The organism is Herbidospora galbida, from assembly GCF_005233835.1.
Classification (GTDB): domain Bacteria; phylum Actinomycetota; class Actinomycetes; order Streptosporangiales; family Streptosporangiaceae; genus Herbidospora; species Herbidospora galbida.
Genome location: NZ_SZQA01000008.1, coordinates 161165 through 177116, shown reverse-complemented (window position 1 = coordinate 177116; position 15952 = coordinate 161165). Strand labels below are relative to the sequence as shown.

The 15952-nt window shown below is 71.5% G+C and carries 14 protein-coding genes; 9 read left to right on the top strand and 5 right to left on the bottom strand.

All coding sequences use genetic code 11. The annotated features are described in order from the left end of the window. Window positions 1–144: 144 nt before the first annotated feature. Genes FDA94_RS11460 through FDA94_RS11440 form a run of 5 tightly spaced genes read left to right on the top strand, consistent with a single transcriptional unit; the run spans window position 145 to window position 5846 of the window. A complete protein-coding gene (locus FDA94_RS11460; RefSeq protein ID WP_137247034.1) occupies window positions 145–1521 on the top strand; it encodes a class I adenylate-forming enzyme family protein in 1377 nt (458 codons plus the stop codon). Continuing rightward, a complete protein-coding gene (locus FDA94_RS11455) occupies window positions 1518–2933 on the top strand; it encodes a condensation domain-containing protein (RefSeq protein WP_137247033.1) in 1416 nt (471 codons plus the stop codon). Before FDA94_RS11460 ends, FDA94_RS11455 begins: the two co-directional genes overlap by 4 nt. Beyond that, window positions 2930–3784, top strand: a complete 855-nt coding sequence (locus FDA94_RS11450; RefSeq protein ID WP_137247032.1) for a thiamine pyrophosphate-dependent enzyme — start codon at window positions 2930–2932, stop codon at window positions 3782–3784. Before FDA94_RS11455 ends, FDA94_RS11450 begins: the two co-directional genes overlap by 4 nt. Then, complete coding sequence (locus FDA94_RS11445) at window positions 3781–4758, top strand: alpha-ketoacid dehydrogenase subunit beta (RefSeq protein ID WP_137247031.1); 978 nt, start codon at window positions 3781–3783, stop codon at window positions 4756–4758. Before FDA94_RS11450 ends, FDA94_RS11445 begins: the two co-directional genes overlap by 4 nt. Continuing rightward, a complete protein-coding gene (locus tag FDA94_RS11440; protein WP_137247030.1) occupies window positions 4755–5846 on the top strand; it encodes a 2-oxo acid dehydrogenase subunit E2 in 1092 nt (363 codons plus the stop codon). The genes FDA94_RS11445 and FDA94_RS11440 overlap by 4 nt, the downstream gene beginning before the upstream one ends. On the opposite strand, the gene FDA94_RS11435 is transcribed toward FDA94_RS11440, so the two are convergent. The 3 genes from FDA94_RS11435 to FDA94_RS11425 form a co-directional block, all read right to left on the bottom strand. Beyond that, window positions 5800–6264, bottom strand: a complete 465-nt coding sequence (locus FDA94_RS11435) for a VOC family protein (RefSeq protein WP_137247029.1) — start codon at window positions 6262–6264, stop codon at window positions 5800–5802. The genes FDA94_RS11440 and FDA94_RS11435 overlap by 47 nt on opposite strands. 154 nt (window positions 6265–6418) lie before the next feature. Then, window positions 6419–7345, bottom strand: a complete 927-nt coding sequence (locus FDA94_RS11430; protein WP_137247028.1) for an oxidoreductase — start codon at window positions 7343–7345, stop codon at window positions 6419–6421. A 38-nt stretch (window positions 7346–7383) separates the two neighbouring features. After that, window positions 7384–12003, bottom strand: coding sequence for an ATP-dependent helicase (locus FDA94_RS11425; protein ID WP_137247027.1), 4620 nt, complete (start codon window positions 12001–12003; stop codon window positions 7384–7386). 99 nt (window positions 12004–12102) lie between these two features. Between FDA94_RS11425 and FDA94_RS11420 the strand changes: the two genes are divergently transcribed. From FDA94_RS11420 to FDA94_RS11410, 3 genes are read left to right on the top strand one after another with little or no spacing between them, the layout of a single operon-like run. Further along, entirely contained in the window at window positions 12103–12591 is a 489-nt protein-coding gene (locus FDA94_RS11420; protein ID WP_137247026.1) for a VOC family protein, read from the top strand. 31 nt (window positions 12592–12622) lie between these two features. After that, window positions 12623–12817, top strand: coding sequence for a DUF3046 domain-containing protein (locus FDA94_RS11415; protein WP_030450812.1), 195 nt, complete (start codon window positions 12623–12625; stop codon window positions 12815–12817). 11 nt (window positions 12818–12828) lie between these two features. Continuing rightward, window positions 12829–13122, top strand: a complete 294-nt coding sequence (locus FDA94_RS11410) for a hypothetical protein (RefSeq protein WP_137247025.1) — start codon at window positions 12829–12831, stop codon at window positions 13120–13122. Here FDA94_RS11410 and FDA94_RS11405 read toward each other — a convergent pair. Continuing rightward, on the bottom strand, window positions 13069–13821 hold the full coding sequence (locus FDA94_RS11405) for an SDR family NAD(P)-dependent oxidoreductase (RefSeq protein ID WP_137247024.1): 753 nt from the start codon (window positions 13819–13821) through the stop codon (window positions 13069–13071). The two genes, FDA94_RS11410 and FDA94_RS11405, sit on opposite strands and share 54 nt — an antisense overlap. 65 nt (window positions 13822–13886) lie before the next feature. After that, entirely contained in the window at window positions 13887–14150 is a 264-nt protein-coding gene (locus tag FDA94_RS11400; protein WP_137247023.1) for a hypothetical protein, read from the bottom strand. A 286-nt stretch (window positions 14151–14436) separates the two neighbouring features. On the opposite strand from FDA94_RS11400, the gene recA reads away from it, so the two are divergent. Beyond that, window positions 14437–15534, top strand: coding sequence for a recombinase RecA (recA, locus tag FDA94_RS11395; protein WP_137247022.1), 1098 nt, complete (start codon window positions 14437–14439; stop codon window positions 15532–15534). The last annotated feature ends 418 nt before the right edge of the window (window positions 15535–15952 follow it).

The following is a 15952-nucleotide window of genomic DNA, read 5'->3' as shown; positions in this document are numbered from 1 at the left end:
GCCCAACCCATTGGGCGGGCGGAGCCTGGGACCCCTTGTGACGAGCGTCCGCGCCGTGCCACACTGGCGCTTGATCTAACTGGAAAGAATCTTTTCAGTAATGCAGTGCTCGGGCAGTATTCATCCGATCTTTGAGGAAGTCCAATGACGCTCTCGGATCTGCTGGCGGCCCGCGCCGCCGCCGAGCCTGACGGCGTCGCCATGATCGTCCACGGCGTGGGGGAACTGACCTACGCCGGCTGGGACTCCCGCGCCGACGGTCTGGCGAACCTGCTGATCACCGAAGGTGTGCGCCCCGGAGAGCCGGTGGGCCTGGTGTTCCCCCACGCGGGGTGGCTCGACTACGCGGTGGCGTTCATGGGGGTGCTGCGGGCGGGGGCCGTCGCGGTGCCGATCTCCGACCGGACCCCGGAGGGAGAGATCCGACATCTCGCGGAACGGGTCGGAATCAGCCGGATTCTGCGGGATGTAACTTTCATGGACCGATCGGTTTCCTCCCTTCCCCGAGTGGCTCCGACCGACCCCGCGCAGATCCTCTTCACCTCCGGCACGACCGGCGTGGCCAAGGGCGTCACCGCCACCCATGCCAACCTGGCTCACGGCCTGCCCCGCGATCCGCGCCGCCGGGCCTTCCGGCACTCCCGGCACCTCGCGCACGCGTTCCCCATCGGGACCAACGCCGGCCAGATGATGCTGGTGAACGCGATCGCGGCGCACCCGACCGTCGTCACCACCCCCCTCTTCACGCCCGGCCGGTTCGCCTCGCTCATCGCGAAATACCAGGCCGGGACGGTGTTCCTGGTGCCCGCGATGGCCATCGAGCTGCTGTCGGCGGCCGTGGAGCCCCTCGACAGCGTGCTGCTGCTCGGGTCGGCCGCCGCGCCGCTGCCCTCTGCGGTGGCGGGGCGGCTGGCCGGGCTCTTCCCGGCCGCGATGATCACGAACTACTACACCTCCACCGAGGCCGCCCCCGCTCAGACGATCATGGTCTTCGACCCCGAGCGCCCGGGGTCGGTGGGCCGGGCCGCGGCCGGTGGCTCCGTCAGGATCACCTCGGGCGACGGGGGCACGGCCGCTCCCGGGGAGGTCGGCGAGGTGTGGATGCGGTCGGCCGCCGCGCCCCGCGCCTACCTCGGCGAGACCGCGTCCGACACCTTCCGCGACGGGTGGGTGCGGATGGGGGACCTCGGCTACCTCGACGAGGAGGGCTACCTGTTCCTGGTCGACCGGACCGGCGACGTCGTCAAGTCGGGCGCCCACAAGGTCTCCACCCTGAAGGTCGAGGAGGCGCTGCACGCGCACCCGCTGGTCACCGAGGCCGCCGCCTACGGGGTGCCCCACCCGGTGCTCGGGACGGCGGTGGCGGCGGCTCTGGTCGTACGGGAGGAGATCCCCCTCGCCGACCTGCGGGCGTTCCTGCTCGACCGGCTCGCCCCGCACGAGCTGCCCTCGAAGGTCACCACGATGGACGCGCTGCCGCGCAACCGGGGCGGCAAGGTCGACAAGAAGGCGCTGCCATGACCGAGGCGTCGTTCGCGCAGACCGGGATGTGGATCACCGAGCGCATGGGACGGGCCCGGACCGCCTACCACATGCCGCTGGTCATCGACTTCGAAGGTCCGCTCGACGCGTGCGCGCTCCACCAGGCGTGCGAGGCCGTCATCCGGCGGCACGCGGTGCTGTCGAGCGCGGTCGCCGAGATCGACGGGCTGCCCGTCATGGTGTCCGGGCAGCGGCCCCCGGCCCGGCTGACCTCAGCCGACGACCTGCACGAGCTCGTGCGGGAGGAGACCCTCCGGCCCTTCGACGTCGAGAACGGGCCGCTCGCCCGGTTCACGGTGGCCAAGCTGGGCCCGGAGCGGCACGCGCTGGTGTTCGTCGCCCACCACCTCGTGTTCGACGGCGAGTCGAAGGACATCCTGGTCAGAGACCTGGCCGACTTCTACAACGGGGAGTCGCGGCCCCGGCTCGGGATGTCGTACGCGAGCTTCGCCGACGACGAGCGGGAGCGGGTCTGCGACGATCTCGCCGAGGCCAAGGCCTACTGGTCGGCGCGACCGCCCGGCGAGGCCACGAGCCTGCCCGGCCTGACCGCGACCGGCCGGGGCGCGGCCGAGGGCGCGGTGTACACCTTTCGCGGCCGGCTGACCGACCTGCCGGACGTCTCGCGGTTCGAGCTCTTCCTGGCCTCCGTCCACACCCTGCTGCACCGCTACGGCGACCCCGCCCCGACCGTCGCCGTCGATCTGTCCACCCGCGTCCCCGGCGTCCGCGACAACATCGGCCTGTTCGTCAACGAACTCCCCGTCACCGTCTCACCGGAGGGCACCGTCGCCGACGTCGCCCGGACCCTCCACCACGACCTGCGCGAGATGTACCGCTTCCGGCACGTCCCCTACGCCCGCGCCGTCAGGGGAGTGCGCCCGCGCACCGCCCTCGCCCAGGTCTCCGTCAGCTACCGCAAACGCCGCCCCGACCCGGTCTTCACCGGCGTGAAGGCCACCGTCGACTGGGCCGTCTTCAACCATTCCGTACGCAGCGTCCTGCACCTCCAGGCCGTCGACCACCCCGACGGCCTCTACGTGATCATGCAATACGGCGCCGGCTCCGGCACGGAGCTGGACGTCGCCCGGATAGCGGAGGACCTTCTCACCATCATGAACAACCCCGAAAGCCCTGTGGCCGGCACCCCACAGGAGACCGCCCTTGACGACGCCGTCCGCGAGATCTGGCAGGAAGTGCTCGGCATCGACGAGATCGGCGACGACGAGGACCTGTTCGACCTCGGCGGGCACTCCCTGACCATCACCCAGATCATCGCCCGCATGCGCAAACGCCTCGGCGTCGAGGTCCCCCTGGACGTCTTCTTCGACACCCCGACCATCGCGGGCGTCGTCCAGGCGATCCGCGAGGCGGAACCGGCCGTCAGGTGACCACCGACCTCGACCGGCTGCTGCTCATCCGCCACTTCGAGCGCGCCCTGCTCGACCTGTTCGCGAAGGGCGAGCTCAACGGCACCACCCACACCTGCCTGGGCCAGGAGATCGTCCCGGTGGCGCTGGCGCCGCTGCTCGGCCCGGACGACCACGTCTTCAGCAACCATCGCGGCCACGGCCACTACCTGGCCCGCTTCGACGACCCCGCCGGCCTGCTGGCGGAGATCATGGGACGCGAGGGCGCGGTCTGCGGGGGCGTCGGCGGCAGCCAGCACATCCTGCGCGAGGGCTACCTGTCGACGGGCGTCCAGGGCGAGAGCCTCCCGGTCGCGGCCGGGGCCGCCCTGCACCTGCGCGGGTCGGGGGCGCTGGCCTGCGCGTACATCGGCGACGGGACCTGGGGCGAGGGGGCGGTCTACGAGGCCCTGAACCTGGCTGCCCTGTGGGCGCTGCCGCTGCTGGTCGTGGTCGAGCACAACGGCATCGCGCAGACGACCCCGACGGCGCTGGCCATGGCGGGCACCATCGGGGCGCGCTGCGCGGCCTTCGGCGTCCGGCACGTGGCCCTGCCCGCCGAGGACATCGCCGAGATCCGGGCCGTGCTGACACCCCTGGTCTCGGCGGTACGCACCGGCTCGCCCCTGGTGGTGGAGTTCGCCGTCAACCGGCTGGGCCCGCACAGCAAGGGCGACGACACCCGGTCGGGGGTCGCGGAACTTCGCGACTGGTATCGCGAGATGTCTGACCTGACCGGCTTCGCGGAGGCGGACGCCCGCGCCGGCGACCTGGTCGACGCCGTCGTGCGGGACGTGAAGGCCCGCCCCCTGTCCACGTGGAGCCGGCCATGAGAGTCGTCGAGAACCTCAACCACGCGCTCCGCGAAGTGCTCGCCGGGAACCCGAGGGCCTTCCTCCTGGGAGAGGACCTCCTGGACCCGTACGGCGGCGCCTTCAAAGCCACCCGCGGCCTGTCGACGAGCTTTCCCGCGCAGGTCGTCACCACCCCCATCAGCGAATCGGCCATCACCGGCGTCGGGGCGGGCCTCGCGCTGTGCGGCGACACCGCGATCGTCGAGATCATGTTCGGCGACTTCGTCACGCTGGCGTTCGACCAGATCGTGAACTTCGCCGCCAAGTCCGTCTCCATGTACGGCACCCGCGTCCCGATGCGCCTCATCGTCCGCCTGCCCACCGGGGGCGGACGCGGCTACGGCCCCACCCACAGCCAGAGTCTGCAGAAACACTTCATCGGCGTGCCCGGCCTCGACGTCTACGAGATGTCGCCCCTGCACGACAACCGCGCCGTCTTCGCCCAGATGATCGCCGCCGAGCGCCCCTGCGTCTTCTTCGAGGACAAGGTCCTCTACACCAAGCGCATGCACGAGGTGGACGACCTGTTCACCTGGGACCTCGCCGACGGCGTGGCCCGCGTCCACGTCGACACGCCCCCCGACTGCGTGATCATCGCCCCCGGCGGCGTCACCCACCGCGCCCTCGCCGCCATGCGCCGCCTCCTGCTGGAACAGGAGATCGTCTGCACCCTGCTCGTCCCCTCCCGCCTCCACCCCCTCGACGCCGCCCCGCTGGTCGCCGTGGCGAGGGAGGCCAGGTCGGTGGTGGTGGCCGAGGAGAGCACCGCCGGGGGGACGTGGGGCGCCGAGGTGGCCCACGCGCTGCACCGGGAGCTGTGGGGCGTGCTGCGCAACCCGGTCGCGCTGGCCCACTCGGCCGACAGCATCATCCCGACGGCCGGCCACCTGGAACGTGCCGTCCTGCTGACCGAAACCACCATCCACGACACGGTCCTGGAGTCCCTCAAGTGAAGGTCCCCAAGCTCAACAACAACGACGACACGTACGTCCTGGTCGAATGGCTGGTGGCGACGGGGACCGAGGTCAAGGAGGGCGACCCGGTCGCCGTGCTGGAGACCTCGAAGTCCGCCGAGGAGGTGCCGGCCGACGCGACGGGGGTGCTGCGGCAGGAGATCGCCCTGATGGCCGACTGCGCCCCGGGCGACCTGCTGGCGACCATCGGCTCGCCGTCACCGATCCCGGCGCCGGCCGACCCGGTGGCGACCACGGCGGGCGGCGCGGCCTCCCCGGCCGGGCCGGTGATCACCGCGCCCGCGCGGGCCGCGATGGACGAACTCGGCGTGACCGAGGCGCAGGTCGCCACCCTGGGCGTCAACGTCGTCCGGCGCGTGGACGTGGAGCGGCTGGCGGCGGAGAGCTCCACCCGCACCGCCCCGCTGTCGAAGGTGCAGCAGGCCGTCGGCCGGGCGGTCACGCTCTCGCACTCGACGATCCCCGCCGCCTACGCCGTCCTCGACCTGCCCCTCGACGAGGAACTCGCTGCGGCCCGCCGGCTGACGAAACAGGTCCGCCGCCCTGTCGGGCTGGCCGAGCTCTTCGTCATGGCCGTGGCCAGACTCCACGCGGAGTTCCCGCTGTTCTTCGCCACCCTCGGCGACGACCGCTCGCACGCGGTGCTCTCGGAGACCGCCAACGTCGGCGTGACCTTCGACACCGGCGACGGCCTGTACGTCCCGGTCGTCCACGACGCCGGCGCGAAGTCGCTGCAGGAGGTGGCCACCAAGCTGATGGAGTATCGCGTGGCCGCGATGAAGGGCGACTTCAGCGCCGCCGACCTCGCCGACGCCAACATCGCCGTCACCCTCCACCACGACGGCGGCATCACCCTGGCGATCCCGTTCATCTTCCCCGGCACCGCCTGCGCGCTGGCCGTCACCGCCCCTCAGGAGGTGCTCTACCTGGACGGCACGGAGGTGAAGTCGCGCCAGGTGGCCCACATCGGCCTGGCCTACGACCACCGGCTCGTCAACGGCCGCGACGCCGCCCGGTTCCTCAACGCCCTCGGGCGGGAGACGAAGGCCCTGGCGACCGCGGAGTGACGGTCTGCCCGCCCCACTCCTCGGGAGCGACGTCGCCGAGAGTCTCGGAGAAGGTCCACTGGTGACCGGCGAGATCCTCGGCGGCGTACTGCCGCTCGCCGTACTCGAAGTCGGCGGGCTCCATGAGGATCCGCGCGCCGAAGGCCCGGGCGCGCTCGCAGTGCGCCCGCGCGTCGTCGACGCGCACAGTGACCGAGTGGGTCACCTCTCCCGGGCGGGGAGGCATTCTGTCCTTGCGCGCCTCGCCGATGATCAGCGCGCCGTCGCCGTAGCGGAGCTGGGAGCGGTGGTTCTCGCCGATCCGCACCCGCTCCTCGAACCCGAACGCCCCGGTGAGCCAGTCGACGGCCGCCCGGACGTCGGGATAGATCAGGACGGGGATGACCGAGGCCGACGGTATGGACCGATTGGTTCTCACCCATCGCAGCCTGCCGAGGGGATGTGCCCAGGTCAAGAACGTACCGACAGAGATGCCGCAGGGCACCGGGAGCGCCCGGCCGCGCGCACCCCGCTCACCCCGCGCTGGCCCGGTGCTCACCCCGCTCACCCCGTGCTCATCTCGCGAACCGTGCTCACCCCGAGAAGCTGTACCGCACCCCCGTCAGCTGCTCCGACTCGTCCCACAACCGGCGGGCCGCCGTCTCGTCATGGGAGGCCGCGCTGCTGGAGACCAGCGTCGGATAGCCCCGCATCCCCCCGCGCCCGTCAGGCCCGACGTAGCCCCCGCGCGGCACCCTGGGCGCGGTGGCCGCGTAGAGCTGCGGCAGCACCCCCATCTCGGCCCGCTGCGCGATGACCGCGTTGGCCACCCGCATGACCAGCCCGCGCACCCTGCTGCCCGTCATCCGGGGCCCGGCCTCCTGCAGGCCGGTCGCCGAATATCCCGGGTGCGCGGCCAGCGACAGCAGGGGAGTGGCCGCCGCCCGCCGCTGGAGTTCGTAGGCGAACAGGAGGTTCGCCAGCTTCGACTGCGCGTAGGCCCGGCCGGGCGAGTAGTTCCGGCTGCCGTGCAGGTCGTCGAAGTCGATCCGGCCGCGCGAGTGCAGGCTGGAACTCACCGTCACCACCCGGGGAGCGGGCCGCAGCAGCAGAGACGACAGCAGCAGGCCGGTGAGCGCGAAATGTCCCAGGTGGTTGGTGGCGAACTGCGTCTCGTAGCCGTCGACCGACAGCCGCCGGGGCAGCGCCATGACGCCGGCGTTGTTCATCAGGATGTCGAGCCCGTTGGGGAACACCTCGGGCATCCGCCCGGCGAAGTCGCGCACGGACGACAGGTCGGCCAGATCGAGCCGCGACACCACGATCTCGGCCTTGGGGGCGGCGGAGCGGACCCGTGCCGCGGCAGCTTCGCCCTTGGTCACGTCGCGCACCGCGAAGACGACCTTCGCGCCGCGCCGGGCCAGCTCACCCGCCGCGAGGAGCCCGAGCCCGTTGCCGGCGCCGGTCACGATCGCGCCCTTGCCCGACAGATCGGCGATGTCCGCAGCCGTCCATGCCATTACGCCTCCTCGCCTCGGACCCTCACCCTAAGCGGCGATCACCCTCTTATCCGCAGGCCTCGCGGGGTCGGATGGAAACCCGCCGCCTCCAGCGCCGCCGCCAGAGGCGAGTCGTTGATCGCCGTCCCGTCGGCCCGCTCGACGGTGAGCCGCCCCAGGGCTCCTTCCCGTACGGCCCCCGCCAACGCCCCCACCGCCACGGTCAGATGGTCGTCTTCGCCGAAGGACAGCAGCGTCTTGCCGCCCCGCTCGACATAGAGCACCAGCTTCCCGGCCACGGTCACCACCAGAGCCCCGGCCTTGCGTCCCGGCCGGTGCCCGGCGTCGCCACCCCGATCGGGCCACGGCAGCGCCGCCCCGAACGGGTTGGCCGGATCGGCCGCCGCCATCACCGTCGCCTTGGGCGCCTCGCGCTCGGCCTGCTGGGGACGCCAAACCGTCCACGGATCGACGTAGTCGCCTTCGGCCGGCGCCGGGGGCGCCGCTTCTTCTTCCTTGCGATCGGAGGCCCGCAGCCGGTCGACGGCCCCCGGCAGCGCGAACTGCGCCCCGCCCAGCCCCTCGACGAAGTAGCCCCGGCGGCACCGCCCGCTCTCTTCGAACGCCCGCAGCACCTGGTAGACGGCGGCGAACCCGCCCGGCAGCCGCTCGGCGGTCACTCCGCCGCGCGTCACCACGCCGTGGCGTTCGAGCAGCATCTCGGCCTGCGCCTGGGCCCGCGGCGTCACCTCGTCCGACGGCTCGGGCAGCAGCCACCAGCGCCCCCCGACCGTCGGCGGCCCCGACCGCGTCGGCAGCACGGCCCGGCGACGCCGTGACGGCGACGCCGGACGATGCGCCGGCTTCCCGGTCCCGAGCGTGGCCCGCAACGGGGCGAGCGTGTCGCCGGTGACCCGGCCCGACCAGACCAGGTCCCACAGCGCCGCCGCCAGCGTGGCGTCGTCGGGCAGACCGTCGTGCACCACCCGGTTCGACAGGTCGCGGAAGAACAGCGCCCCGCCCCCCGCGAGCACGTCGAGCACGGCCTCGTGGACCGGCGTCATGGTGATCTCACCCGGCTCGGGCATCAGCAGCGGCGCGGTGTCGGCGAAGTAGAGCGACACCCATCCGTCGCCACCGGGCAGCGCTCCCTGCCCCACCCAGAGCACCTCGCCCGACGAGGTCAGCTCGTCGAGCAGCGACGGCGCATATCCGGGCACCCGCCCCGGCAGCACGAGCGTCTCCAGCGCCGACGCCGGAACCGCCGCCCCCTGCAGCCGCTCGATGGCCGAGACCAGCGAATCCATCGCCCGATGGGAACCGGCCGAAGGTTCGGGGACGTCGAAGCGGCCCTTCGACCGCATGACGCGCCCGTTGCCGGCCGCACCGGGCGGTTCGTAGGCCGTGATGCCGTGCCAGCGCGGCAGGAACATCGCCAGCGCCTCGGGCGGCACCGGCTCGACCTCCTTGCGCAGCCGGGCCAGCGACCGCCGTCGCAGCAGCCGCAGCACCCCGGCGTCGCACCACTCTTCACCCCGGCCGCCGGGCCGGAACTCGCCCGACACCACCCGCCCGGACGCCGCCAGCCGGGCCAGCGCGTCGGACACCACCGCGATCCCCGCCCCGAACCGCGCGGCGGCGGTCGAGGCCGGGAACGGCCCGCGCGTGCGGGCGTGCCGGGACAGCAGGTCGCCCAGCGGATCGGGCCGGGCGGACGTCTCGGGCGCGTCGAGGAACTCCAGCGGCACCCCCACCGGCAGCGGCGCCCCCAGCGCGTCGCGCAGCCGCCAGGCGTCTTCGATCGCCGCCCACTGCGTCACCCCCGCGACCCGCACCTGGATCGCCCGCCGCGACCGCTCCAGCTCGGTCAGCCAGCCGGGATCGCCCTCGCGGATGGCCACGTCTTCGGCGAGCAGCGGCCCGTGGGACCGGAGCAGGTCGGCCAGGTCTTCGGCGTCGCGCAGCGGCCGGTCGAGCCGGGCCAGCTCGCGCTCGGTCTCGGCGATCACGTCGGGATCGAGGAGTTCCCGCAGGTCGGCCTGGCCGAGCAGCTCGGCCAGGAGAGAAGTGTCGAGCGCCAGAGCCTGGGCCCGGCGTTCGGCGAGGGGGGCGTCGCCCTCGTACATGAACTCGCCGATGTAGTTGAACAGCAGCGACGCCGCGAACGGCGAGGCCTGCCGGGTCTCCACCTCGACCACCCGGATCCGCCGCGCCGAGATGTCGCGCATCAGCCGCACCAGGCCGGGCACGTCGAACACGTCCTGCAGGCACTCGCGCATCGTCTCGAGCACGACCGGGAACCCGGCGTACTTGGCCGCCACGCCCAGCAGTGAGGCCGACCGCTGCCGCTGCTGCCACAGAGGGCTGCGCCGCCCGGGGGTGCGGCGCGGGAGCAGCAGCGACCGCCCGGCGCACTCGCGGAACCGGGCCGCGAACAGGGCCGACCCGCCGAGTTCCTCGGTGACGATCTGCTCGATCTCCTCAGGGTCGAACGCCGCGACGTCGCCCGGCGCCTCGTCGAGGGTGTCGGGGACGCGCAGGATGATCCCGTCGTCGGAGTGGACGGCCTGGACGTCGATCCCGTAGCGCTCCCGCAGCCGCCGCCCGATGGCCAGCGCCCAGGGCGCGTGCACCCGGGCCCCGAAGGGGGAGTGGATGATGACCCGCCAGTCGCCCAGTTCGTCGTGGAACCGCTCGACCAGCAGCGTGCGGTCGTCGGGCACGTATCCCGTGGCCTCCCGCTGCTCCGCGAGGTAGCCGATGAGGTTCCCGGTCGCGAACTCGTCGAGCCCGGCCTCCCGGACGCGGTCGGCGGCGGCCGGACCGGCCCCGGCCAGCTCACGGACGAAGGCGCCGATCGCCCGCCCCAGCTCGGCCGGACGCCCCTGCGGGTCGCCCTTCCAGAACGGCAGCTTCCCCGGCAGACCGGGGGCGGGGGAGACGAGCACCCGGTCTGCCGTGATGTCCTCGATCCGCCACGAGGTGGCGCCCAGGACGAAGACGTCGCCGACGCGGGATTCGTACACCATCTCCTCATCGAGCTCCCCGACCCGGGAGGCCTTCTCGCCGACGAGGAACACGCCGAACAGGCCCCGGTCGGGGATGGTGCCGCCGTTGGTGACCGCGAGCCGCTGGGCCCCGGGGCGGCCGCGCAGCGTGCCGGTCACCCGGTCCCACACCAGGCGGGGACGCAGCTCGGCGAACTCCTCGCTCGGGTAGCGCCCGGCCAGCATGTCGAGGGTGGCCTCCAGCGCCGACCGGGGCAGCGTGGCGTAGGGCGCGGCCCGGCGGACCACGGTCTCGAGCTCGTCGACGGTCCACTCGTCGAGCGCGGTCATCGCGACGATCTGCTGCGCCAGCACGTCGAGCGCGTTGCGCGGATAGCGCATCTCCTCGATCTGGCCGCTCTTCATCCGTTCGGCCACCACGGCCGTCTGCACGAGGTCGCCCCGATATTTCGGGAAGATCACCCCACGCGAGACCGCCCCCACCTGGTGCCCCGCCCGCCCGACCCGCTGCAGCCCGCTGGCCACACTCGGCGGCGCCTCCACACACGCGACCAGGTCGACCGACCCCATGTCGATGCCCAATTCGAGACTGGACGTCGCCACGACGGCCGGCAGCCGCCCCGACTTCAGCGCCTCCTCGATCTGCGACCGCTCCTCCTTCGACACCGACCCGTGATGGGCCCGCACGACCTCGGGGATCGCCCCCTTGGACGCCCCCGCCTGCGCCATCACCTCGGCCGGCACGCCCGCGGGCATCGACTCGGACGTGCTCCTCTCATAGGCGAGCTCGTTGAGCCGGCTGCACAGACGCTCCGACAGCCGCCGCGAGTTGGCGAAGACGATCGTCGACCGATGGGCCTCGATCAGGTCGAGAAGGTGCTCTTCGACATGGGGCCAGATGCTGCGCTGGTTGGGCTGGCCGTCGTCGCGCGAGGTGATCTCGGCCATGTCTTCGACCGGGACGACCACGTCGATCTCGATCTGCTTATCGGACGGCGGCTGCACGACCTTCGCCGGTCGCGTGCCCCCGAGGAAGGCCGCCACCTCGGAGACCGGCCGCACGGTCGCCGACAGCCCGATCCGCTGCGCGGGCCTGGGCAGCAGGGCGTCGAGACGTTCGAGGCTGAGTGCCAGATGGGCGCCCCGCTTGGTGCCCGCCACCGCGTGGACCTCGTCGACGATCACCGTCTCGACCCCGAGCAGCGCCTCCCGCGCCTGCGAGGTGAGCAGCAGGAACAGCGACTCGGGCGTGGTGATCAGGATGTCGGACGGCTTGGAGGCGAACCGCCGCCGCTCCTCGGCCGGGGTGTCACCCGACCGGATCGCCACCGAGATCTCCGGCACGGCCACCCCCGTGCGCCGCGCCGTCTGCCGCACCCCGGCCAGCGGCGCCCGCAGGTTGCGTTCGACGTCGACCGCCAGCGCCTTCAGGGGTGACACATAGATCACCCGGCACTTCCGTTCGGGGTCTTCCCGGGTGGCCAGCCGGTCGATCGACCACAGGAACGCCGCCAGCGTCTTGCCCGAGCCGGTCGGCGCCACCACCAGTGTGTTGTCGCCGTCGGCGATGGAGTTCCAGGCGCCTTCCTGGGCGGCGGTCGGTTCGGCGAAGGCGCCGGTGAACCACTCGCGCGTCACCGCTCCGAACCTGCTCAGCGCGCCTTTCACCATGTCCCTCCACCTCCTCCGGACATCATGCCTCCGGCGACCGACAGTTCTCGCCGGGGCCGATGTGGTTGATCTGCGGGTAAAGCGACAATCATGTGAACTATGGACATCGACTACGAGGCCATCGAAGCAACCCGTGCCTCCATAAAAGAACGTCATCTGAACGAGCGCCGGCCTCCGAGCAGCGCCCGCGGCCTCCACCACTTCGCCCTGCTGTCGTCCGATGTCGAACGCACGATCGAATTCTATCAGGGTCTTCTGGAGTTCCCGCTCACCGAGATCTTCGAGAACCGCGACTACAAGGGCTCCAACCACTTCTTCTTCGACGTCGGCAACGGCAACCTGCTGGCCTTCTTCGACTTCCCCGGCCTCGACCTCGGCCCCTACCAGGAGGTCCTCGGCGGCCTCCACCACATCGCCATCTCCGTCGACCCCGTCGTGTGGGAGCGCCTGCGCGGCAAGCTGGAGGCCGCCGGAGTCCCCTACGTCATGGAGAGCGGCGCCTCCATCTACTTCTCCGATCCCGACGGCGCCCGCCTGGAACTCCTCGCCGACCCCCTCGGCGAGATGTACGGCTCTCGCGTGCTCTGACCACCCGCCCGACACGGCCATACTGGGGGCCATGCGACTCACGGAATTCTGGAACCGCATGTCCCGCCACTTCGGCGAGACGTACGCCGAGTCCTGGGCGAAGGACTACGTGATCGCAGGACTCGGCGGCCGGACGGTCGAGCAGGCCCTGGCCGACGGTTTCGCGGCCAAGCAGGTCTGGCAGGCGGTCTGCCAGGTCGTCGACGTCGACCCCCGCCTCCGCTGACCAGGAGAGACATGTCCGCACGCACTCCCCTCACGCCGGAGGAGAAGCTCCGCGCCGAGGCGAACTTCGTCCCTCTGGTCGCCGAGCACCTGACCACCAGCGGCCGGTTCAGGATCGGCGCCGACACCCCGGAACTGGTGGAGATGTTCCAGAACGCCGCCCGCGGGGCGGGCGAACTGCTGGGGCGTCCCGTGGTCAGCTACGCCAACGGCAGATACATGGTGATCACGTTCGCCGAGTCGGCGGAGCTGTCAGACGATCAGGCCGCCGGTCGCCCTGAGGTTCTGCCCGGTGATCCACTGTGAGTCGGGCCCGGCCAGGAACGCCACCACGTTGGCGATGTCGGCCGGTTCGCCCAGCCGCCGCAGGGCGGTCTTGGCGGTGATCCCGTCGAACGTCTCGTCGGCGCTCGCCCCCGACGACTCGCGCATCAGCTCGGTGTCGGTCACCCCGGGCGAGACCGCGTTGACGGTGATCCCGCGCGCGCCCAGCTCCCGGGCGGCCACGGCGGTCAGCAGCTCCAGCGCCGCCTTGCTGGCCAGATAGAGCGAGAGCCCTTCGGCGGGCGCGCGGGTGCCGAACGAGGAGATGTTCACGATCCGCCCGCCCGCGCGCAGAATGCGGGACGCCGCCTGGATCGCCAGGAACGGGCCCTTCGCGTTCACGCCCATCACCCGGTCGAAGTCGTCGGCGGTGGCGTCGATGATCCGCCTGATCGGGTTGATCGCCGCGTTGTTGACCAGGATGTCGAGGGCGCCGAGCCGGCGTACCACCTGCTCGAACAGCAGTTTCACGTCGTCGGGACAGCCCATGTCGGCCCGCACGGCATGGGCGGTGCCGCCGAACCTGGCCACCTGCGCGACGACCTCTTCGGCCGCCGAACGGTTCTCGTTGAAGCTGAAGACCACGTGGGCGCCCTCACGGGCCAGTTTCTGTACGACCGCCCGCCCGATCCCCCGCGATCCACCCGTCACCAGAGCCGCCTTCGCCTCCAGTGCGCCCATGTGTCGTCTCCTCACCGCGTGGGGCTCAACGGATCAGCGTGCCACACATTTGTGGAGAAGGGGTGTCAAGCGGCCTGAGAGAGCAGTTTCTCCAGGGTGTCGGCGGCGACGTCGGGATCTTCGGCGTCTTCCTGCCCGTCGGGCGACCAGAGGAACAGCCACCCCCCGGCCGACTGCGTGGCGAAGACGATCGTCTGCCTGTTCGTACGGGGATGCCAGATCCACAGCACGGGCTCGCCCCCGCCGAGCATCCGCCCCTGGAGCCCTCGCCCCGGAAGCCGTTCGGCGAGCGCCTCAAGGAGAGTACGGCGTTCGTTTTCGGTCGACACGGCGCCGCCTTCTCACTCGCGGTTCTGGTCTGGCTGATTCGCCCGTCTCCTCCAGGATCGCCGCAGGTCAACGGCGTGGCAACACCCTGATCACAATGCCCGCGAATGTGACCTTCCGGATGGGTTCCCTTTCCCGAAGCAATGGGCCGTTCGAGGTGTGATCGAACAGCCGTTCGGCTATATTTGTGGCTGCCGCCCTGGAGGCAGCGTCTCCAGAAAATGTCAGTGGCACCCCATAGCGTTCCGTTGACCGGAACAACCCACGACCCTCACAGGGGGCACCCCAATGGCAGTGAACGACCGTGACAAGGCCCTCGAGACCGCCCTCGCCCAGATCGAGCGGCAGTTCGGCAAGGGCTCCGTCATGCGCCTCGGCGAAGACGCCCGCGCCCCCGTCGAGGTCATCCCGACCGGCGCGATCGCGCTCGACGTCGCCCTGGGCATCGGCGGCTTCCCCCGCGGCCGGATCGTCGAGGTCTACGGCCCCGAGTCCTCCGGTAAGACCACCGTCGCCCTCCACGCCGTGGCCAACGCCCAGCGTCAGGGCGGCATCGCCGCCTTCATCGACGCCGAGCACGCGCTCGACCCCGAATACGCCAAGAAGCTCGGCGTCGACGTCGACGCCCTCCTGGTCTCCCAGCCCGACACGGGTGAGCAGGCCCTGGAGATCGCCGACATGCTGATCCGCTCCGGCGCGATCGACATCATCGTCATCGACTCGGTGGCGGCCCTGGTGCCCAAGGCCGAAATCGAGGGCGAGATGGGCGACAGCCACGTGGGTCTCCAGGCCCGCCTGATGTCCCAGGCCCTCCGCAAGGTCGCCGGCGCCCTCAACAACACCGGCACCACCGCGATCTTCATCAACCAGCTCCGCGAGAAGATCGGCGTCATGTTCGGCTCGCCCGAGACCACGACGGGCGGTAAGGCGCTGAAGTTCTACGCGTCGGTCCGCCTCGACGTCCGCCGCATCGAGACCCTGAAAGACGGCACCGAGCCGGTCGGCAACCGCACCCGCGTGAAGGTCGTCAAGAACAAGATGGCCCCGCCCTTCCGCACGGCCGACTTCGACATCCTCTACGGCTTCGGCATCAGCCGCGAGGGCGGCCTGATCGACATGGGCGTGGAGCACGGCTTCGTCCGCAAGGCCGGCGCCTGGTACACCTACGAGGGCGACCAGCTCGGCCAGGGCAAGGAGAACGCCCGCAACTTCCTGAAGAACCACCCCGACATCGCCAACGAGATCGAGAAGAAGATCAAGGAGAAGCTCGGCGTCGGCCCCCGCCTCGACGCCGCTCCCGAGGCCCCCGCGGTCCCCGTCGCCGCCCCGGCCCCGACCGGCCGCGGCTCGAAGGCCGCGGCCACCCCCAAGCCGGGTGACGTCTGACCGATCCGGTGCGACCTTCCGACTCCTGGGACGACGACCGGGGCGCCTGGGGCCGCCCCGGATGGCCCTATGACGACGAGCGCGAGTCCGATCCGCCCGGATGGGGCTTCCCGGATTCGCGCTCCGAATGGACCACGGGCGGCTCGTCCTGGTCGGAGATCGACCCGGAAACGGTACGAGGCGGCGGCGGTGCATGGCCCGGCGCCGCGTTCGACGACGACCCGGGCGAGCACCCGGGCTGGCTGATCGGGGATGGGCCAGAGTCTCTGTCCTCAGGCCGCCACGCCCTGCGTGCGCCTCGGGATGACGGAGAGCGTGAACGATTCGGGCCTGAGAGCGATGGCCAAGGGGAGGCCGACTCGGCTTCTGGCCGACGTGAGTCTTCGGATGACGGAGAGCGTGGACGGGGCCAAGAAGA